Annotated in this window: 21 protein-coding genes and 1 tRNA gene; 16 read left to right on the top strand and 6 right to left on the bottom strand. The window is 56.0% G+C overall.

Annotated features, from left to right (window positions below; all coding sequences use genetic code 11):
* Window positions 1–408: 408 nt before the first annotated feature.
* The 4 genes from rpoE (at window position 409) to HBR94_RS21975 (ending at window position 4260) form a co-directional block, all read left to right on the top strand.
* On the top strand, window positions 409–990 hold the full coding sequence (gene rpoE / locus HBR94_RS21990) for an RNA polymerase sigma factor RpoE (RefSeq protein WP_003172477.1): 582 nt from the start codon (window positions 409–411) through the stop codon (window positions 988–990).
* Between the two features lie 32 nt (window positions 991–1022).
* Window positions 1023–1610 carry an RseA family anti-sigma factor gene (locus tag HBR94_RS21985; RefSeq protein ID WP_057958786.1) on the top strand — a complete coding sequence of 196 codons (588 nt, stop codon included), beginning with the start codon at window positions 1023–1025 and terminating at the stop codon, window positions 1608–1610.
* A 16-nt stretch (window positions 1611–1626) separates the two neighbouring features.
* Window positions 1627–2583 carry a MucB/RseB C-terminal domain-containing protein gene (locus HBR94_RS21980; RefSeq protein WP_057444333.1) on the top strand — a complete coding sequence of 319 codons (957 nt, stop codon included), beginning with the start codon at window positions 1627–1629 and terminating at the stop codon, window positions 2581–2583.
* A gap of 240 nt (window positions 2584–2823) precedes the next feature.
* Window positions 2824–4260, top strand: a complete 1437-nt coding sequence (locus HBR94_RS21975) for a DegQ family serine endoprotease (protein ID WP_170045536.1) — start codon at window positions 2824–2826, stop codon at window positions 4258–4260.
* Between the two features lie 73 nt (window positions 4261–4333).
* Here HBR94_RS21975 and HBR94_RS21970 read toward each other — a convergent pair whose 3' ends face one another.
* Entirely contained in the window at window positions 4334–5767 is a 1434-nt protein-coding gene (locus HBR94_RS21970; protein WP_029299078.1) for a M48 family metalloprotease, read from the bottom strand.
* Window positions 5768–5862: 95 nt separating this feature from the next.
* Between HBR94_RS21970 and HBR94_RS21965 the strand changes: the two genes are divergently transcribed.
* Window positions 5863–6102, top strand: a complete 240-nt coding sequence (locus tag HBR94_RS21965) for a sulfurtransferase TusA family protein (RefSeq protein WP_057441319.1) — start codon at window positions 5863–5865, stop codon at window positions 6100–6102.
* A 115-nt stretch (window positions 6103–6217) separates the two neighbouring features.
* On the opposite strand, the gene HBR94_RS21960 is transcribed toward HBR94_RS21965, so the two are convergent.
* Both HBR94_RS21960 and HBR94_RS21955 read right to left on the bottom strand, forming a co-directional pair.
* A complete protein-coding gene (locus HBR94_RS21960; RefSeq protein WP_057958790.1) occupies window positions 6218–6691 on the bottom strand; it encodes a peroxiredoxin in 474 nt (157 codons plus the stop codon).
* 11 nt (window positions 6692–6702) lie between these two features.
* Entirely contained in the window at window positions 6703–7263 is a 561-nt protein-coding gene (locus tag HBR94_RS21955) for a glycine cleavage system protein R (protein WP_029299075.1), read from the bottom strand.
* 260 nt (window positions 7264–7523) lie between these two features.
* On the opposite strand from HBR94_RS21955, the gene dapA reads away from it, so the two are divergent.
* The 10 genes from dapA (at window position 7524) to HBR94_RS21905 (ending at window position 14925) form a co-directional block, all read left to right on the top strand.
* Window positions 7524–8402: a 4-hydroxy-tetrahydrodipicolinate synthase gene (dapA, locus tag HBR94_RS21950; RefSeq protein WP_057444335.1), complete on the top strand. Its 879-nt coding sequence runs from the start codon at window positions 7524–7526 to the stop codon at window positions 8400–8402.
* A 17-nt stretch (window positions 8403–8419) separates the two neighbouring features.
* Window positions 8420–9535, top strand: coding sequence for an outer membrane protein assembly factor BamC (gene bamC, locus HBR94_RS21945; RefSeq protein WP_057441316.1), 1116 nt, complete (start codon window positions 8420–8422; stop codon window positions 9533–9535).
* A 4-nt stretch (window positions 9536–9539) separates the two neighbouring features.
* Window positions 9540–10298: an MBL fold metallo-hydrolase gene (locus HBR94_RS21940; RefSeq protein ID WP_057958791.1), complete on the top strand. Its 759-nt coding sequence runs from the start codon at window positions 9540–9542 to the stop codon at window positions 10296–10298.
* A gap of 28 nt (window positions 10299–10326) precedes the next feature.
* Window positions 10327–11040: a phosphoribosylaminoimidazolesuccinocarboxamide synthase gene (gene purC, locus HBR94_RS21935; protein ID WP_003211975.1), complete on the top strand. Its 714-nt coding sequence runs from the start codon at window positions 10327–10329 to the stop codon at window positions 11038–11040.
* Window positions 11041–11123: 83 nt separating this feature from the next.
* Window positions 11124–11213: transfer RNA gene (locus HBR94_RS21930), tRNA-Ser, on the top strand.
* A gap of 471 nt (window positions 11214–11684) precedes the next feature.
* Window positions 11685–12167 carry a hypothetical protein gene (locus HBR94_RS21925; RefSeq protein WP_170045535.1) on the top strand — a complete coding sequence of 161 codons (483 nt, stop codon included), beginning with the start codon at window positions 11685–11687 and terminating at the stop codon, window positions 12165–12167.
* Window positions 12168–12244: 77 nt separating this feature from the next.
* A complete protein-coding gene (locus tag HBR94_RS21920) occupies window positions 12245–12961 on the top strand; it encodes a hypothetical protein (protein ID WP_170045534.1) in 717 nt (238 codons plus the stop codon).
* 63 nt (window positions 12962–13024) lie between these two features.
* Window positions 13025–13471, top strand: coding sequence for a hypothetical protein (locus HBR94_RS28755; protein WP_262383414.1), 447 nt, complete (start codon window positions 13025–13027; stop codon window positions 13469–13471).
* Window positions 13472–13494: 23 nt separating this feature from the next.
* A complete protein-coding gene (locus HBR94_RS21910) occupies window positions 13495–14109 on the top strand; it encodes a hypothetical protein (RefSeq protein ID WP_170045533.1) in 615 nt (204 codons plus the stop codon).
* A 156-nt stretch (window positions 14110–14265) separates the two neighbouring features.
* Window positions 14266–14925, top strand: a complete 660-nt coding sequence (locus tag HBR94_RS21905) for a hypothetical protein (protein ID WP_170045532.1) — start codon at window positions 14266–14268, stop codon at window positions 14923–14925.
* A gap of 258 nt (window positions 14926–15183) precedes the next feature.
* On the opposite strand, the gene HBR94_RS21900 is transcribed toward HBR94_RS21905, so the two are convergent.
* From HBR94_RS21900 to HBR94_RS21890, 3 genes are all read right to left on the bottom strand, one after another.
* Entirely contained in the window at window positions 15184–15810 is a 627-nt protein-coding gene (locus tag HBR94_RS21900; RefSeq protein WP_170045531.1) for a recombinase family protein, read from the bottom strand.
* Window positions 15811–15943: 133 nt separating this feature from the next.
* Window positions 15944–16159 (bottom strand): hypothetical protein, encoded by a 216-nt coding sequence (locus HBR94_RS21895; protein WP_170045530.1) that lies wholly within the window; start codon window positions 16157–16159, stop codon window positions 15944–15946.
* A gap of 301 nt (window positions 16160–16460) precedes the next feature.
* Window positions 16461–17267, bottom strand: a complete 807-nt coding sequence (locus tag HBR94_RS21890) for a hypothetical protein (protein ID WP_170045529.1) — start codon at window positions 17265–17267, stop codon at window positions 16461–16463.
* A 64-nt stretch (window positions 17268–17331) separates the two neighbouring features.
* Here HBR94_RS21890 and HBR94_RS21885 point away from each other — a divergent pair, with 64 nt between their 5' ends.
* Window positions 17332–17712, top strand: a complete 381-nt coding sequence (locus HBR94_RS21885) for a hypothetical protein (protein WP_170045528.1) — start codon at window positions 17332–17334, stop codon at window positions 17710–17712.
* The last annotated feature ends 14 nt before the right edge of the window (window positions 17713–17726 follow it).

Here is a 17726-nt window from a genome sequence, read left to right as displayed (position 1 = left end):
GAATCAAAGGGTCACACGGCCCACTAGTATATAGAGGGGGGGATCGGCACAATAGCCGGGCATTCGTGGCATTGTGAGACTACGGTGAACGAACTGCACGGTTTGATGAGGCGGTCCGGCGTCGAGGTGGGAACTTTTGTATCCACGCCGACTCCATAACAGGATGCCCGAAAGCTGGGAAAACGTTGGTTTTACTGATTGGCCTGGAGCATGGGAGCGTCAGAAAACCGGCGACAAGATTATTCACGCAGCCGGCTATGCCCGCGCTGCGTTTTTCGTGTGTGCCAAAACAGAGCCCACCGGAAACTTGCTTGAAGGGGGAGAACTTTTGCGAAAAGTCCTAGTCTATGTTTGCAAGCCTGATCGTTTAGTTATGCAAGCCTCCTTCAAGTACAACGAGGAGTGTTCATGCTAACCCAGGAAGAGGATCAGCAGCTGGTCGAGCGCGTTCAGCGCGGTGACAAGCGTGCATTTGATCTGCTAGTGCTGAAATACCAGCACAAAATTCTCGGGTTGATCGTGCGGTTTGTGCACGACACCCATGAAGCGCAGGACGTTGCACAGGAAGCCTTTATCAAGGCCTACCGTGCACTCGGTAATTTTCGCGGTGACAGTGCGTTCTACACGTGGCTGTACCGCATCGCCATCAACACGGCGAAGAACTATCTGGTGTCTCGCGGACGCCGCCCACCCGATAGTGATGTGAGTTCGGAAGATGCAGAATTTTACGATGGTGATCACGGCCTCAAGGATCTCGAGTCGCCGGAGCGTGCATTGCTGCGCGACGAGATCGAAGGCACTGTCCATCGCACTATTCAGCAACTGCCAGAAGATTTGCGTACGGCATTAACTTTACGTGAATTCGATGGTCTGAGTTACGAGGACATTGCGAGCGTCATGCAATGTCCGGTGGGGACCGTACGCTCCCGGATTTTCCGGGCTCGGGAAGCCATTGATAAAGCCTTGCAACCGTTGTTGCAGGAAAACTAAAGACAGCGGCGACAGCCAAGAGAGGAACCGCCATGAGTCGTGATGCCCTGCAGGAATCGCTGTCCGCAGTGATGGATAACGAAGCGGATGAACTGGAACTTCGTCGAGTGCTCAATGCATTTGATGATGCCGAAACCCGTGATACCTGGTCTCGTTACCAAGTCGCTCGGGCGGTGATGCACAAAGATCTGTTAATCCCTCGTCTGGATATTGCTGCGGCCGTTTCTGCTGCGCTGGCCGATGAAGCCGTTCCGGCAAAAGCTGCTCGTGGTCCTTGGCGTAGCCTGGGTCGCCTGGCAGTCGCTGCCTCGGTGACGGTGGCCGTACTGGCTGGTGTGCGCCTGTACAACCAGGACGAGATCGCCGGTGCCGAACTGGCCCAGCAAACCCAGCAGCCGGTCATGGCCGGTCCGCAGGTCAAGGGTCCAGCTGTTCTGGCTGGCTACAAGGAAAGCTCCGACGCAACGGGTCCGATGGCCAATGGCGTGCTTCAAGGGCAATCCGGCTGGCAGGATCAGCGTCTGCCAGGCTATCTGCGCCAGCACGCTCAGGAATCGGCTGTAAAAGGCACTGAAAGCGCGCTGCCATACGCTCGCGCTGCAAGCCTGGAAAACCGCTAAACCGTTAAGGAGCCTTATGCGTGCCATACCGCTCCTTGCGCTTTTGCTCAGTGGCTGGTTTACAGTTCCCGCCCATGCCGATGAAGCCCAAGACTGGCTGAAGCGTCTTGGGCGGGCAGAGCAGCAGCAAAGCTACCAAGGTACATTTATCTACGAGCGCAACGGTAGTTTCTCTACCCATGACATCTGGCATCTAGTCCAAAATGGTCAGGTCCGCGAACGGATATTGCAGCTCGATGGATCAGCTCAGGAAGTCGTACGTGTCGATGGGCACACTCAATGTGTCAGCGGCAGCCTGGTAGCGGGTCTTGGTAACTCCCCGGGCGGTTCCGCCCATGTGCTTGATCCGCAAAAACTCAATTCTTTTTACACGCTTGCCACCATTGGCGAATCCCGTGTGGCTGGTCGTAAAGCTGTGATCGTCTCGTTGACGCCGCGCGACCAGCACCGCTACGGCTTTGAGATGCATCTGGATCGTGAAACCGCGCTGCCGCTCAAATCATTGTTGATCAATGACAAGGGGCAGTTGCTGGAGCGTTTCCAGTTCACTCAATTGAGTACCAAAGCCCCGGATGAAAGCGCTTTGCAACCCGGCAGGGACTGCAAGCCATTGTCGGTCGCCAGCAGCAAGGCCGAGGACGTGGTCGCCCCCCAGGCTTGGCATCCGAGCTGGCTGCCGCCTGGCTTCCAGTTGGCCCGTAGCGCTTCGCGTAAGGACTCCCGGACCCATGTGGTGGTAAACAGCTTGATGTACGAGGATGGGTTGGCGCGTTTTTCGGTGTTCCTGGAGCCCGTCAGTGGCGAGGCTGCGACGGAGAGCCGGGTGCAACTGGGGCCAACGGTTGCCGTATCGCGCCGCATGAATACCCCTCAAGGCGAGATCATGGTGACGGTGGTCGGGGAGATCCCCCTCGGCACCGCCGAACGGATCGCGCTGTCGGTGCGCAGTGGCACGGCGCCCGAAAAACCGTGAGCTGTTAATCCTATGCTCATCCAGATTGTTCACAGTAATGCGGGAAGTGCCTGCCCTGCTGCACAGAACATGAAATGTCTGGAGAGTATTTTCACTTGCAAAATTTCCTTATGTTTTTTATAGGTCAGAACTTCTCGGTTCTGGCCTTGTGTTGTTCACGCAATGTTGACGTCGGTAGTAGTAGTCTCCGGCGTTTAAAGAACCTTGTCGCCCAACCCTGCTCGTCGTAACGGGAGCTGTATGTCGATACCACGTTTGAAGTCTTACCTTTCCATAGTCGCCACGGTGCTGGTGCTGGGTCAGGCCGTTACCGCGCAAGCGGCGGAACTGCCTGACTTCACCCAGCTGGTAGAGCAAGCCTCGCCTGCCGTGGTGAACATCAGTACCACGCAGAAGCTGCCGGAGCGTAAAGTCTCGAACCAGCAGATGCCTGACCTTGAAGGCCTGCCGCCGATGCTGCGGGAGTTCTTCGAGCGCGGTATGCCTCAGCCGCGTTCACCCCGTGGCGGCGGTGGCGGTCAGCGTGAAGCCCAGTCCCTGGGGTCGGGTTTTATCATTTCGCCTGATGGCTACATCCTCACCAATAACCATGTGATCGCCGACGCCGACGAAATCCTCGTGCGCCTGGCAGATCGCAGTGAGCTCAAGGCCAAGCTGGTCGGCACCGATCCACGCTCCGACGTGGCCTTGCTGAAGATCGAAGGCAAGGACCTGCCCGTGCTGAAACTGGGTAAGTCCCAGGATCTGAAAGCCGGGCAATGGGTGTTGGCCATCGGTTCGCCGTTTGGCTTTGACCACACCGTGACCCAGGGCATCGTCAGTGCCATTGGTCGTAGCCTGCCGAACGAGAACTACGTGCCGTTCATCCAGACCGACGTGCCGATCAATCCGGGTAACTCCGGTGGCCCGCTGTTCAACCTGGCGGGCGAAGTGGTGGGGATCAACTCGCAGATCTACACCCGTTCCGGCGGTTTCATGGGCGTCTCCTTCGCCATCCCGATTGATGTGGCCATGGATGTTTCCAACCAGCTCAAAGCCGGTGGCAAGGTCAGCCGTGGCTGGTTGGGCGTAGTGATCCAGGAAGTGAACAAAGACCTGGCCGAGTCCTTTGGCCTGGACAAACCTGCTGGCGCCCTGGTCGCGCAGATTCAGGACGACGGCCCGGCGGCCAAAGGCGGCTTGCAGGTTGGCGATGTGATCCTGACCATGAACGGCCAGCCGATTGTCATGTCGGCCGACCTACCGCACCTGGTCGGCGCACTTAAGGCTGGCAGCAAGGCCAAGCTGGAAGTGATCCGCGAAGGCAAGCGCCAGAACGTCGAGCTGACCGTGGGCGCGATCCCTGAAGAAGGTCAGGAGCTTGGCGCGCTGGGCGGTAAATCGGGTGCCGAGCGCAGCAGCAATCGCCTGGGCATCGCCGTGGTCGAGTTGACTGACGAGCAGAAGAAGAGCTTCGACCTCAAGAGTGGCGTGGTGATCAAGGAGGTCCAGGACGGCCCGGCCGCCCTGATCGGCCTGCAACCGGGTGATGTGATCACCCACTTGAACAACCAGGCGATCAACTCCACCAAGGAATTCACCGACATCGCCAAGGCGCTGCCGAAGAATCGCTCGGTGTCGATGCGCGTCCTGCGTCAAGGGCGTGCCAGCTTTATCACCTTCAAGCTGGCCGAGTAATCCGCTAGCCGTAGGTCAATAAAAAGCCCCGCTCTCGATAGTCGAGAGCGGGGCTTTTTTGTGGGCGCTGGATTTAGCTCATCATGCCTTTGACGATGCGTTCCTGTTCGATCAACTCACGCTGGCGCGCATCAATGCGTGACGACAGCGGGAAGTTGCTGCCGGCCCGGCGCTTGGCAAAGTCCAGTTGCTGGATGGCCTGCTGGAAGTCGCCGACCAGCGCGAAGTACTCGGCGCGGGCTTGATGCAGGCCAATGATATTGCCGGACAGGCCGCGGGTCTCGGCCACCTGGTACCACACGTCCGGATCGTCGGAGCGCGACTTGAGCAGGCCTTCCAGGGCTTTTTCCGCGTCGGCGGTGCGGTTCTGCTTGAGCAGCAGGTCCACGCGCACCTGGTTCAGCGGGTAGTTGCTGGGGTACTGGGCCAGCATGCGGTCGGTGCGTTGCTGCGCATCGGGCATGCGATTGTTGGTGATATCCAGCTCAATCTGCGCCAGGTTGTAGGTGATGTCGTTGGGCGCCTTGGCCAGCAACGGCTTGAGGGTCTCGCGCGCCTCGTTGAGCTGGGTGCCCTTGATCTGGGCGATGGCCAATCCATAACGTGCTACATCGCTTTTCGGGTTCTCATCCAGTTGCGCACGGAAGCGTTTGGCGGCCAGCCCGGGCGTATCTTCGTAATACAGCTGAACTCGGGCGCGAATCAGTTGATAGCGCAGGCTGTCTTCGGTGCCACCGGTCTTGGCCTGTTCGGCGCGGTTGCGCGTATCGGCGATCCGCGATTCGGTGACCGGGTGCGTCAGCAGGAATTCCGGAGGCTTGGCATCGAAGCGGTACTGGCGCATCAAGCGTTCGAACATGGTCGGCATCGAGCGCGGGTCGTAACCGGCCTTGACCATGTTGAGGATGCCGATGCGGTCGGCCTCTTGTTCATTCTGCCGCGAGAAGCGCCGCTGCTCCTGAATCGCTGCAGCCTGGCTGCCGGCAATCGCGGCAATCCCGGCGTCACCGGCACCGGCGGCGGCCGCGATAATCCCGCCGAGCAGCGCGGCCATCATCGGGATCTGCATCCGTTGTTGGGCTTCCACGCCTCGGGCGAAGTGGCGCTGGGACAAGTGCGCCAATTCGTGGGCCATCACCGAGGCGTATTCGCCTTCGGTCTGGGCATTGAGAAACAGGCCGCCGTTGACCCCGACAATCCCACCCGGCGCGGCAAACGCGTTGAGTTGCGGGCTGTTGATCAGGATGAACTCCAGGCGCCGGTCATTGACCTGGCTGGTCTCCACCAGTTTGTAGACGCTGGTCTCGACGTAATCCTTGAGCTGCGGGTCATTGAGGACCGAGACCTGGCCGCGCAGGAACGCCAGCCATGCCCGGCCCAGTTGGTGTTCCTGTTGTGGCGAGACAATGGCAGAACTGGCGTCGCCAAGTGACGGCAGGTCGTCGGCGAAGCCTGGAGAGGCAAGCAGGCAAGCCAGCGTCAGCAGGGTAGGGCGCAAAAAAGTCATGCACAAAGCCTTTCGACAAAGACCTTACTGTAGCCGGACACTGAGCCTGGGACCAGATATTCTAAGCATCCCCTGATGCCATCCGGAGCAAAACCATGACCGCTGCTGTAAACCACGACGCTGAGCTCGATGCCAGTGGCCTCAATTGCCCGTTGCCACTGCTCAAGGCCAAGATGGAGCTCAATCGGCTGGCCAGTGGTGCGGTGCTCAAGGTGATTGCCACGGATGCCGGGTCGCAGCGGGACTTCCGCACGTTTGCCAAGCTGGCGGGGCATGTGCTGTTGCACGAAGAGGCCGATAACGGCGTCTATCGCTACTGGTTGCGCAAGGCCTGAGCCTGCGGGGAGGGGGCGGATCCGGCCCCCACACTGGCCGGGTTGTCTTGCCTGGCACCGATCCAATGTGGGAGCTGGCTTGCCTGCGATAGCTATCTAACTGCCACTCGCCCCATCAAGCCTTGTGCAGTGCCTGTGCCGCGGCCAATACCGCCTCCACATGCCCCGGCACTTTCACGCCGCGCCATTCCTGGCGCAGCACGCCTTCCTTGTCGATCAGGAAGGTGCTGCGATCAACGCCCAGGTATTCCTTGCCGTATAGCTTCTTCAGCTTGATCACATCAAACAGCTGGCAAACCGCCTCGTCCTTGTCGCTGATCAGCTCGAAGGGGAAGGCTTGCTTGGCCTTGAAGTTTTCATGGGACTTCAGGCTGTCCCGGGACACCCCAAACACCTCGGTGTTGGCAGCCTGGAAGGCAGCATGCTGGTCGCGGAACCCCTGGCCTTCAGTAGTGCAGCCCGGGGTGCTGTCCTTCGGGTAGAAATACAGGACCACTTGCTTGCCCTTGAGCCCGGCGAGGCTGAACGTCTGCCCGCTTGTCGCCTGGGCTTCGAAATCGGCCACTGGTGTGTCGATGACTACCGCCATGAAAAACCTCCTTACATTGGATTCTGTGGGCGCCACGGTTCGATCAGTGCATCCAGGTTCAGCGCATCGGCGAAGTCCAGGAACTGGTCGCGCAGCCAACTGATCTGTACGCCTGCCGGCAAGGTCACGGTAAAGGTGGCGTTGAGCATGGTGCCGCCGGTCTGGGGGGCCTGATAGGTGTCGAAGGTCAGGTTTTCCAGTTCGACGTTATGGTCGATAAAGAACTGGCACAGCTCATTGACGATGTCCGAACGGTAGGCCGAACTGACGTAGGCCACATACGGCAGCGCCTGGGGACGGTTCTCCAAGGCTGCACTGCGTACTACATTGACGGTGAAGTCGTGCTTCTTGGCCAGGGTCGGCAAGCCGGCTTCCAGGCGCGCCAGGGCGTCCCAGCTCCCGGAAATCTGCAGGACCAGCGCGCTGCACTCGCCATGGCGAGTCAGGCGTGAAGTCACAACGGCGCAGCGATTTTCATGGCTGGCGCGGCACAGGACGTTAGTCAGCTCCATGGGGTTGGCGCCAAGGGCACTGATAACAAGGAATTGTTCGCGGACTGTGGGGGTGGACATGCAGCATTCCTAAAGCGATGAGCGGTCGATACGAACGTGCGGTACCGATCAAAGGATCAAGGGTAGCGAAAAGCGCCGCCAAGGGCTAGGACGTGGCGTTTTCATTGCATATTCAGCGGCATCTGGCCGTGCTTTGGCCCAATGATGGCGTTGCTGGCAACTAAGTTGATCCAGAACGCATCCTCAGAGGGTACTTCGCTTGTGCAAGCATCTTGGCGCCAGTACCATTACGGCTCTCTTTTTCCGGCAGGAGCGGTTGCATGATTGCGGGCAGTATGGTGGCACTGGTCACACCCATGGATGCACAAGGTAATCTCGACTGGGACAGCCTGGGCAAACTGGTGGACTTTCACCTGCAAGAAGGCACCAACGCCATTGTGGCTGTCGGCACCACAGGTGAATCGGCCACGCTTGATGTGGAAGAACACATCAAGGTGATCGAGTTTGTGGTCAAGCGCGTGGCAGGGCGTATCACGGTGATTGCCGGTACGGGCGCCAACTCGACGCGCGAAGCGATCGAACTGACCAAGAACGCCAAGAAGGCCGGCGCGGATGCCTGCCTGCTGGTGACGCCGTACTACAACAAGCCGACCCAGGAAGGCTTGTACCAGCACTTCAAGACCATCGCCGAAGCCGTCGACATTCCGCAGATCCTGTACAACGTGCCAGGTCGCACAGCGTGCGACATGCAGGCCGCGACCGTGATCCGCCTGTCCACCGTGCCGAACATCATCGGTATCAAGGAAGCCACCGGTGACCTGCAGCGCGCCAAGGACATCCTGGCCGGTGTGAGCAGCGACTTCCTGCTGTACTCCGGTGACGACGCCACGGCTGTGGAACTGATGCTGCTGGGTGGCAAGGGCAACATCTCGGTGACCGCCAATGTGGCCCCACGTGCCATGAGCGAACTGTGTGCCGCTGCAATCGCCGGTGATGCCGTCAAGGCCCGGGCGATTCATGAGCAACTGATGCCGCTCAACAAAACCCTGTTTATCGAATCCAATCCAATCCCCGTGAAATGGGCGCTGCATGAGATGGGCCTGATGCCGGACGGTATCCGTCTGCCGCTCACCCCCCTCAGCCCCGCCTGTCACGAACCGCTGCGACAGGCCCTGCGCCAGTCCGGCGTCCTGGTTTAATTGAGGAAGCACTACGCATGAAGCGATTGGCCGGACTTTCCGCACTTGCCTTGATTATCTCCAGCACCAGTGGCTGCGGTTGGATCTGGGGCCCGGAAGGCTACTTCCGTGACCGCGGCAGCGATTACTTGGAAGCACAACAAACCGCACCGATGCAATTGCCGCCGGACGTCAATGTCGCCAAGCGCCTTGACCCGCTGTTGCCGATCCCGCGCAACGTGGCCGACGACACCGTCAAGGGCGAGTACGAAGTGCCGCGTCCACAGCCGATTTCGGCCATGGCCGATGCCAGCGACTACAGCCTGCAGAAAAGCGGCGACTCGCGCTGGATCATGGCTCAGCGCCCACCTGCCGAAGTCTGGCCGGTGGCGGTGCAGTTCTTCCAGGACAATGGCTTCCGTATCGACGAACAACGCCCGCAAACCGGTGAGTTCACCACCGCGTGGCAGCAGTCGAACGAACTGTCGGCCAATATGGCCAAGCGCCTGCAGGCCGGTGGTGTTGCAGCTGATGGCGAAAGCCGGATCCGCGTGCGCATCGAGCCAGGCGTGCAACGCAATACCAGTGAAGTCTACGTGGTCAGCGCCGCGCGTCCTGCCGGCAGCACCGCCAACGTCGAGTTCACCAACCGTTCGGTCAACAGTGGTGTTGATGCTGCGCTGGTCGACGAGATGCTTGCCAGCATGAGCCGCATCTCCGAGAAGGGTGGTTCCGTATCCCTGCTCGCTGCCCGTGATTACGACACACCTAGCCGTGTCAGCCTCACCGAAGACGGCAGCGGCAACGTCGTGCTCAACCTGGGTGAAGACCTGGATCGTGCCTGGGCCAGCGTCGGCCGTGCCCTGGAGCAAGGCCCATGGCGCGTCGAAGACATCAACCGCAGCCTGGGCCTGTACTACATCAACGTGGCTGAAAAGGCCGAGAAGAAAGACGAAGAGCGTGGTTTCTTCAGCAAGTTGTTCGGCAGCGAGCCGACCAAGGAAGAGATCGAGACCCGCGCCGAGCGTTATCAAGTGCGCTTGAGCAAGGTTGGCGACAACGTGCAAGTCACCGTCGAGAAGAACATCAACACCGTGGCGCCAGCAGAAACGGCGCGCAAAGTGTTGGGCGTGATTCAGGACAACCTGGGCTGATCTGATGCGTTTTGCTGTTCTCGGCAGCGGTAGCCAAGGGAACGGCACGCTTGTAGCCCACGACGACACGTACGTCCTGGTGGATTGTGGTTTCTCCCTGCGGGAAACCGAGCGACGCCTACTGCGCCTGGGGGTTCACCCGGCGCAGTTGAGCGCGATTCTAGTGACCCACGAACATGCCGACCACGTGCATGGCGTGGGTTTGCTGTCTCGGCGCTACAATCTTCCGGTGTACCTGAGTCGCGGCACCTTGCGCGGGATGCGCAAACCCGTTGAGCCCGCAGGTTTCCTGGCTGGTGGCGAGCAACTGCAGGTGGGTGCCTTGAGCATCGATGTGATTGCCGTGGCCCACGATGCCCATGAGCCTACGCAATATGTATTCAGTGACGGCGAGCGCCGCTTCGGCCTGCTTACCGACCTGGGTTCCTACTGTGCCAAGGTGCTGGAAGGCTATCGGGACCTCGATGCATTGATGATCGAGTCCAACCATTGCCGGGACCTGCTGGCGCGCGGTCACTACCCGTACTTTCTCAAGCAACGGGTTGGCGGCGAGTTGGGACATTTGAACAACCACCAGGCGGCGTACCTGGTGTATGAGCTGGGCTGGCAAGACCTGCAACACCTGGTCCTGGCCCACCTGAGCAGCAAGAACAACCTGCCGCAGCTTGCCCGGCAATGTTTTGTCGACACCCTCGGGTGCGACCCGGACTGGCTGCAACTGGCCGATCAAGATTCAGGGCTCGACTGGCGACATATCGCCTAGCCCACCTACTTACCAAGCGGAGCCCATCATGGAAAAACGTGAAGAACTCTACCGCGGCAAAGCCAAGTCAGTTTACAAGACCGACGACGCCAACCGCTTGATCCTGCTGTTTCGCAACGACACCTCGGCGTTCGACGGCAAGCGCATCGAACAGCTCGACCGCAAGGGCATGGTGAACAACAAGTTCAACGCCTTCATCATGCAGAAGCTCGAAGCGGCCGGCATTCCGACCCAATTCGACAAACTGCTGGGCGACAACGAATGCCTGGTGAAAAAACTCGACATGATCCCGGTCGAGTGCGTCGTGCGTAACTACGCTGCCGGTAGCCTGGTCAAGCGCCTGGGCGTGGAAGAGGGCCTCAAGCTCAACCCTTACACGTTCGAACTGTTCCTCAAGGACGACGCCAAGGGCGACCCGTTCATCAACGAATCCCACGTCGTGGCATTCGGCTGGGGCACCGCAGAGCAACTGGCGCGCATGAAAGAGTTGTCCCTCAAGGTCAACGACGTCCTGAGCAAACTGTTCGACGACGCCGGCCTGCTGCTGGTGGACTTCAAACTGGAATTCGGCGTATTCCACGACGGCTCCATCGTCCTGGGCGACGAATTCAGCCCGGACGGCTGCCGCCTGTGGGACAAAGACACCCGCAAGAAGATGGACAAAGACCGCTTCCGCCAGGGCCTCGGTGACGTGATCGAAGCCTACGAAGAAGTCGCCAACCGTCTCGGCGTACCGCTGTAATCGACGCAAGCATCTGATAGCACGGAAAAAAATTGCTTCGGCGCTTTGCTTCCACGAAACAGACTGTTATGATGCGCGCCGTTGGAGAGATGCCAGAGTGGCCGAATGGGACGGATTCGAAATCCGTTGTACCTTCACCGGTACCTAGGGTTCGAATCCCTATCTCTCCGCCATATACAGAAAACCCCTGTAATTCAATGAGTTACAGGGGTTTTTCTTTTCCGGTTGTACTACTCATTTGTACTACTGAGCCTGCCCGCTGGTTGCCCGAAATGCTGTGTTATTTTCTCCAAAACAGACTCAGGGGCTAAAAAGCTGATCTTCCCTCCCTCAAGCTTGACCTCAGTCTGATCAAGCTCTGTCTCGTCAAGAAAGCCTGCAAGCTTCTCTCGTGTGAGCTGCACAACGCCAGCGTTGAGGTCAAAATTGCCGGTTCGACGGATAGGCATTGTTCCTGTACTCCCCGATGAATGAGCCTTCAATGTAGCAGTATTTTCTGCCCTACTCGGGCAACTGATGGCGGTTTGCAATGCTTGCAGATAGTCTCAGTAAACTACACATGGACGATAGCCAATGAGGGGAGCGTTATGAGGCGAGGTGAAGGTAATTGGCATGAGGTCATGGAAAATGCCATGGAGTCGGTGGTGAATGAGATCAACGACATCAAGAAATTTCAGCAGGACTGCGAGCGCGACAAAAATATCGCAATGATGATGCAGATGGCTGAAAAGCAAATGACGCACTCAACCAGTTACACAAACCTTATTTTGGTTGCTGGGTACGCTGGATATTTTGCGTTTTGGTCAACGCTGGTGACCAAGCTTCCAAGCTGGCTGTACGCTTTAAGCGGCCTGTTTGCTCTCCTGTCCCTCCTGCTTTTCATCTCTTGGGAAGTGACTAAGATGACTTGGGGCATAGTACATCTGAACCGCATCAATAAGATGATTATCAAGACGGTACGCGGGCCAAATGTCCTGCAAATCATCGATGCAGCTTCGTCCTTGCATAATGTCAGGATTAACAAGCTTTGGCTGTGGGTCTTGGTGCCGACTCTCACATTTGGGATAGGGGCTGGGCTACTGCTATTGGGGTATTTCGCTATTGAAGTATGGAAGAGCGTTCACTGACCCCTGCCTTGCCAAAGTTCTAAACGCTTCGAACCTGTGGCAAAGTGATACCCATTGACTAAAACCATGGATGAGTTATGGCAATCCCTAACGATGTGCTTCAAGAGGTACGTGATAACCCCGTTGAGGGTGGCATAGGCGTCTGCCGTTTTGCTTTGAAGGCTGCGGACTCAGATAACAATTATTCAGGAAACTGGACCGAGGAGGATCATGGGGTTTTGCTTGAAGCCGCTGCGATTCTTTTGCACCTTGAAGAGCAGGAACTGATTTCGCACCTTGTGGCGCCACCTGATGTAGATAGCGGCATGGAGTATGTATGCGGCAACCTTCGGAAGTTTTTGCAGGACGTACAACACACACTGATTGGGCAAACCTCGGCTAGCAAGCTTGATAGCTTGAAGAAGCAATTCGCCGTTACCTTGACGAATGGATTTGGATACGAGTTCACCGATGGTGACTTGAAGCGTATCCAGCAACTGATAAACGAGTTGCGTGAAATGGTGAGTGCAAACACCGAGTTGGATGCAGGCCACAAGCAACGCATGCTCAAGCGCCTTGAGAAGATGCAGTCGGAGCTACACAAGAAAATGTCCGACATCAGTCGCTTCTACGAGTTGATGGGGGATGCTGGTGTGGCCCTAGGCAAGCTGGGTGACGGTGCAAAGCCATTTGTGGATAGGATCAAAGAGATAGTTGATATTGGCTGGAAGTCACAGGCTCGTGCAGAGCAGTTGCAATCAGATGCCGAGAATCCAATGCTCGGGCATGAATCAGAGCCAAAGCTTCTAGACTGATGCAGCCACTGTTCCTGTCTCGTAGCCCGATAACGTCGTGCCACCACGCACCAAGAGAATCATATGAAGGTATGGATTGGGGTGATTGCCCTGCTGGCTTTGGCAGGATGTGCCAACCACCCACTGGACTGTGCTACAGGGCTGATTGCGTGGGACGACTGCCTACCCGGCACTAAGGGCTATGCCATCCGGCAGGAAAGCTTGAAGAACCTTGCAGTAGCCGAAGGCCAGAGGGTGAGCAGCGATGATGCTGAGTGCCAGTCATTCGGAGCCCTGCCGGGTACGGATGCATACATGAACTGCCGTATCCAGTTGAAGAGGATCGCTACTGACCAGCAAGCGCAAAGTGCCGATCAGAAGCAATGCGCTGCACAGGCTCTCTTCCTCAACCTTCAAAATCAGCAGCAGAAGTCGTATGTGATGCCAGTCCAACAACCATCCGCAACTCCAAGGCAAACGCACTGCGTTTCTATGGCTTACGGCCAAACAGTGAGCACCGATTGCTACTGATTTCACGCACCGAGACAACAAAAATGAAAGCAGGGATAGCGGGAGCGGTTGCACTGGTAGGAGTGTTGCTGAGTGGTGGGGCGATGGCAGGCGGGAGCCAGCTTTTGGTTGTGTGCCCGCAAGTTGTAAAGGCAGTGGGTGATCCCCAGACCATCATTTCTCAAGTTACAACGATTGTAAGTGTTGTTGGTGGTGTGGTTGGTTTGATTGCACTGACTGTGGCGTGGTCACAGATGAGAATTGCAAGTGCTAAAGTAAGGCTAGATTTATACAACAAGCGATTCAATATCTTCCTAGCAACTATCGAATACTACTTTGCGTCCTACGGCAAAGCCGATGTGGATATGAAGGGAAAATCCAGAGACTTTGTCAAAGCTTGCCGAGAGGCAAAGTTTTTATTTGATAAGAGTGATGGGGTTTACGATACTCTCATGAGAATCATGGACCATGGGAGCAAGATTCAGGCATATGAAGATGCAGCATCTGGCGTAATGCCCGGCGTCTGCAATGACACAAAACGCATAATGCATGAAAGTAGCGTTAACGCTCGTTCAGCCTTTGATAAAGATCTTCACACTTTAGAGGGCCAACTAACGAAATATATCACCTTCAAAACCGTTACGGGCTGGCGGGGGTAGGGTGTTGGCGTGCACAGACGAACTTTCTAACTCAGTATTTGGAACAAATTTAAGCGTGCAAAAAGAGGAATAGCGGCTGGGCTAGGCTCGGTACCCTGAGAATTGTGAAAGAATGCAGGCAACATGCCTATAATTATTACTGGGTGATTAGCAACGATGAGCGCAGAAGACTTTAGGAAGGCAATGGATGCTGATGATGGATTCAAGAACAAAAGACGAAACTTGTTCTTGCTCTCTATCTTGCTCATTGCAATTGTAGTAAGCGGTGCCGACATAAAAGAGGCTAACAGCCTAATTTTCAAAATCGAATTTACTAATCATGAAAACCTGCAATGGCTTCTGATCGCGGGCATTTGCTACAGCGTGTTGCGTTACTACGCATACTCCGAAACCTACCGAGACAAGCTTGTTGAGCAGTGGTCTAGTAAGTTGATGAGCGACAGGGCCGTGTATTACTACGCAGAACACTCGGGGGACGTTGGGGGGCTACTGGAAAAGGCTGTGGATGTTTATGGTGGCGATGAGCCGGGCTTAATAGATGCAGCATACAGAAGAGCCGGATTGCTCAAGCGTGTTATTGCCTATCCGTCAACAGAAGAACATGAGGAGCACGGGCAGGTATACTTCACGAGATTTATAGATCTTAATAAGTATAACGAAAAATGGAAGCGCGAAGACTTACTGCTTCTACTTTGGATCGAACTCAAGTATAGAATAAATGCTTGGGTAGCACACAGGGAAACTCTTGATCTAGTGGCACCTTACGTCTTGGCCGCTGGTGCACTAACTGCTTTTTTCTACAAAAAACTCTGCTAAAAAACAGTAGCAGCCCGCTTTCATTGCGGGCGGTGCTAATTATATGGAGCATTTCTCAGGCATAGCCCAGCCCCGCGCCGCGAGAGTCATGCACTTGAGGTTGCTACTTGATTCAGATCAGGGAAAAATAATGGCGTCAAAGCCAGAGCTATCAAGTGGTGAGCAGCGTCCTCAGTTAGATCGCTCCAAAGGGAACCAAAAATAAGCTGGGTACGAACTCCCGCAGACCCCGATCAGGCGACGTACCCAAGGCCATCATCAGGCGGCTGCAGTTTCTCGCTTAATCCGGTAAACGGTGGCAACGCCACAATCAGCCAGTTTGGCAATCTGATCAGCGGACATGGTTGGATGTTTTTGCATTAGCGCCTGTACCTCGGCCCACTTGGCAGCGTTCCTGCCTTTGCCTGACGGCTTCCAATCAGGATCAGCAGCCTTCTTGTTTTCCAAGCCCTGTTTGATGCGTTCCACGCGCTTCTCTTGATCCAGCCGTGCCATGGTCGCCATCAGATCAATCAGCATGTTGTTGATCACATCCATGATTTGCCCGGTGATTCCTTTCGCTTCAACCAGCATGTGGCTGGTGGGCAGATCAGCCACGACCAAACGAAGTCCTTTGGCCTTGATGGTGGCCTTGAGAGTGTCCCAGTCAGCCTGCGAGAGGCGACTCAGGCGGTCTACGGACTCAACCAATAGCACGTCTCCACTCTCGGCAGAATCGAGCAAGGCGATCAGCTCAGGACGGTTGAGCTTGGTGCCGCTGATGTTCTCGGCGTACACGCCAACGACGCTCAATCCCTTCTCGACAGCGAACAACTCCAGGGCGGCTTTTGCACGATTGGCGTCTTGGTCTTTGGTCGATGCTCGGAGGTAGAGGTGGGTGTTCATGGCCAACTATCCTTTATCATTTGTTTCGATAGGTAAATGATAATTGAATTATATAGCTATCAGCAATAGATATTTGATAGTAATTGGCGAGCAGCTATCGGACTACCAGTTACGTCTACTGTTTTGATAGCGATTATTGGCGGAGCTTGAGAATTCCAGCGGTGATAGCGGACGCGTTCGCATCGAGAGTTTCCAATGCGGTAACGGCGTTTTCATGGGCTTCGCTTGAACCGGTGGATTTAGCCCATAGGGCCACTTCTTCAATTGCAGCGGCTAAGGCGTGCTGGTTGTGGAGCAAGAGAGTTAGTACGTCTGCTGTGGCGATGTTGGTATCTGAGCTGTTAGGCATGGTGTTCATCCTTGATCGAGAGAACCAGCAGCCTAGACCAGTTCAGAGCACTTGCTGGAATCCGAGGTGACACGCCAGCTCAACACTAGGGATTGCCATTCCCTTGCACGAAGTCGAGGATTACGGATGAAATATGCCAATCCCTTGCAAAAAAACTCATTTTGAACGCCATAGATGCACCCTGCTTCGCAAACGGAGACAAAGACCCTTACGGAATGCGGGCTCCAGCCGTGGGCACCACTTCGCCCCAGGTTAATCGTGTGAAAACCGTAGGGGATATGCTGAGTTAATCGAGATTTTTTCAGGGTTTTCCATCTGGCCGACTGGATACAACCCGAACGCACAGCGCCGTACCAACCTCGATTGGCTTGTGCCTGAGTACATCGGCTACACCCTTCTTCTTGAACTCATTCAACACGGCCTTGGCACCGGTATCACAGCTCTGAATCATTGCGTTGGCAAACGTCGCTGAACCATCACTTGAGGCGTACAGGAATTTCAGGTTGGGCGGCAGGTGGCTTGTTGCGTAATACGGCTCCCTCCCGGCGTTGATGTCGATATGTTGACCCAGTTCACTATCAACGATCATTCCGATTCTGCTGTGCTGCATCAGCGGGTGGATGCTCCGTGTAATCGCTAGGTGCCATCCAATCGGCTCACTCTTGGCGTGATGATCAGTGTTCAAGATGAGGAAGGTGGCGTGGTGAACGTAGCGACTCTCAGCATTCAGAGAACTGAGATGATCCTGCACCACGTAAATGCAACAAGCGCTGACCCGATAACCCTGATGGATTTCATTTAGCGTATTGGTATCTACAGCCATCAGGTAATCGAAGCGGGCCTTGAGTTCTTCGTAATGATCCAAGGACATCGAGAAGTCATCAACTGGGGCTGAATAGAGAACCTTGTCATCCTTTTTCTCCCGCACGTACGTAATTTGATACCTGATACTGCTGGGATCAACCTCACGGACACTCAGTTGCTTCGTCACTGGGTCCATCTCCACAGTGAGTGATTCGACCTTGCCGGGAGTGTGCCCGTAGACGTAGTGGTCCCGTGGAATCGTTACCTGACCTTTCCTACGCTTCTTCTTGTCATTCTTCGTCATGAGGCAGCGTCCCTTTTGGTGAGATGGCAACATTGTAGCTGCACTGGCTGGGCTGATCGCCATCATGGATACTGACTCAAACTACATGGACAAGGAGAACTGGATGAATGGGTGGCAACGGTTGTGGGTGGTGGCGTCATTAGTGATAGGGCTGGGGTTCGCCTTTGTAGGCTGGCAGAACATACCCACCGAAGAGAGAGAAGCAGCCGAGCACTTTCGGGTTTCAACAATTGCCCTTGAGTTCAAGCTTCCAAGTCAGTACACGGTGGAGTCTGACAAGCGAGAATATGAGCGCTACGAAGAGTTCAAGGATGATCTTATCTACAGACAGCTTGAGTACATTGGCACCATGCTCGCTATCTGGGCTGGTGTATGCGCTGTTTTGTATGCCATTGGCTATGGGTGCGGCTGGGTATATCGAGGGTTTCGCCCTAAGACGGTATAACCAACCACAGCTCA

It is taken from the genome of Pseudomonas sp. WS 5412, from assembly GCF_012985615.1.
Classification (GTDB): domain Bacteria; phylum Pseudomonadota; class Gammaproteobacteria; order Pseudomonadales; family Pseudomonadaceae; genus Aquipseudomonas; species Aquipseudomonas shahriarae.
Note: the sequence above shows the minus strand (reverse complement) of the source record. Positions and strands in the feature narration are given on the sequence as shown.

Excerpts from the sequence above, each read along its gene's own strand:
- HBR94_RS28755 (WP_262383414.1), top strand. The coding sequence starts at position 13,025 with ATGAAGGTATGGATTGGGGTGATTGCCCTGCTGGCTTTGGCAGGATGT.
- HBR94_RS21960 (WP_057958790.1), bottom strand. The coding sequence starts at position 6,691 with ATGGCGGTAGTCATCGACACACCAGTGGCCGATTTCGAAGCCCAGGCG.
- HBR94_RS21900 (WP_170045531.1), bottom strand. The coding sequence starts at position 15,810 with ATGAACACCCACCTCTACCTCCGAGCATCGACCAAAGACCAAGACGCC.
- rpoE (WP_003172477.1), top strand. The coding sequence starts at position 409 with ATGCTAACCCAGGAAGAGGATCAGCAGCTGGTCGAGCGCGTTCAGCGC.
- HBR94_RS21965 (WP_057441319.1), top strand. The coding sequence starts at position 5,863 with ATGACCGCTGCTGTAAACCACGACGCTGAGCTCGATGCCAGTGGCCTC.
- HBR94_RS21940 (WP_057958791.1), top strand. The coding sequence starts at position 9,540 with ATGCGTTTTGCTGTTCTCGGCAGCGGTAGCCAAGGGAACGGCACGCTT.
- dapA (WP_057444335.1), top strand. The coding sequence starts at position 7,524 with ATGATTGCGGGCAGTATGGTGGCACTGGTCACACCCATGGATGCACAA.
- HBR94_RS21970 (WP_029299078.1), bottom strand. The coding sequence starts at position 5,767 with ATGACTTTTTTGCGCCCTACCCTGCTGACGCTGGCTTGCCTGCTTGCC.
- HBR94_RS21905 (WP_170045532.1), top strand. The coding sequence starts at position 14,266 with ATGAGCGCAGAAGACTTTAGGAAGGCAATGGATGCTGATGATGGATTC.
- bamC (WP_057441316.1), top strand. The coding sequence starts at position 8,420 with ATGAAGCGATTGGCCGGACTTTCCGCACTTGCCTTGATTATCTCCAGC.
- HBR94_RS21885 (WP_170045528.1), top strand. The coding sequence starts at position 17,332 with ATGGATACTGACTCAAACTACATGGACAAGGAGAACTGGATGAATGGG.
- HBR94_RS21910 (WP_170045533.1), top strand. The coding sequence starts at position 13,495 with ATGAAAGCAGGGATAGCGGGAGCGGTTGCACTGGTAGGAGTGTTGCTG.
- HBR94_RS21975 (WP_170045536.1), top strand. The coding sequence starts at position 2,824 with ATGTCGATACCACGTTTGAAGTCTTACCTTTCCATAGTCGCCACGGTG.
- HBR94_RS21980 (WP_057444333.1), top strand. The coding sequence starts at position 1,627 with ATGCGTGCCATACCGCTCCTTGCGCTTTTGCTCAGTGGCTGGTTTACA.
- purC (WP_003211975.1), top strand. The coding sequence starts at position 10,327 with ATGGAAAAACGTGAAGAACTCTACCGCGGCAAAGCCAAGTCAGTTTAC.
- HBR94_RS21985 (WP_057958786.1), top strand. The coding sequence starts at position 1,023 with ATGAGTCGTGATGCCCTGCAGGAATCGCTGTCCGCAGTGATGGATAAC.
- HBR94_RS21920 (WP_170045534.1), top strand. The coding sequence starts at position 12,245 with ATGGCAATCCCTAACGATGTGCTTCAAGAGGTACGTGATAACCCCGTT.
- HBR94_RS21895 (WP_170045530.1), bottom strand. The coding sequence starts at position 16,159 with ATGCCTAACAGCTCAGATACCAACATCGCCACAGCAGACGTACTAACT.
- HBR94_RS21955 (WP_029299075.1), bottom strand. The coding sequence starts at position 7,263 with ATGTCCACCCCCACAGTCCGCGAACAATTCCTTGTTATCAGTGCCCTT.
- HBR94_RS21890 (WP_170045529.1), bottom strand. The coding sequence starts at position 17,267 with ATGACGAAGAATGACAAGAAGAAGCGTAGGAAAGGTCAGGTAACGATT.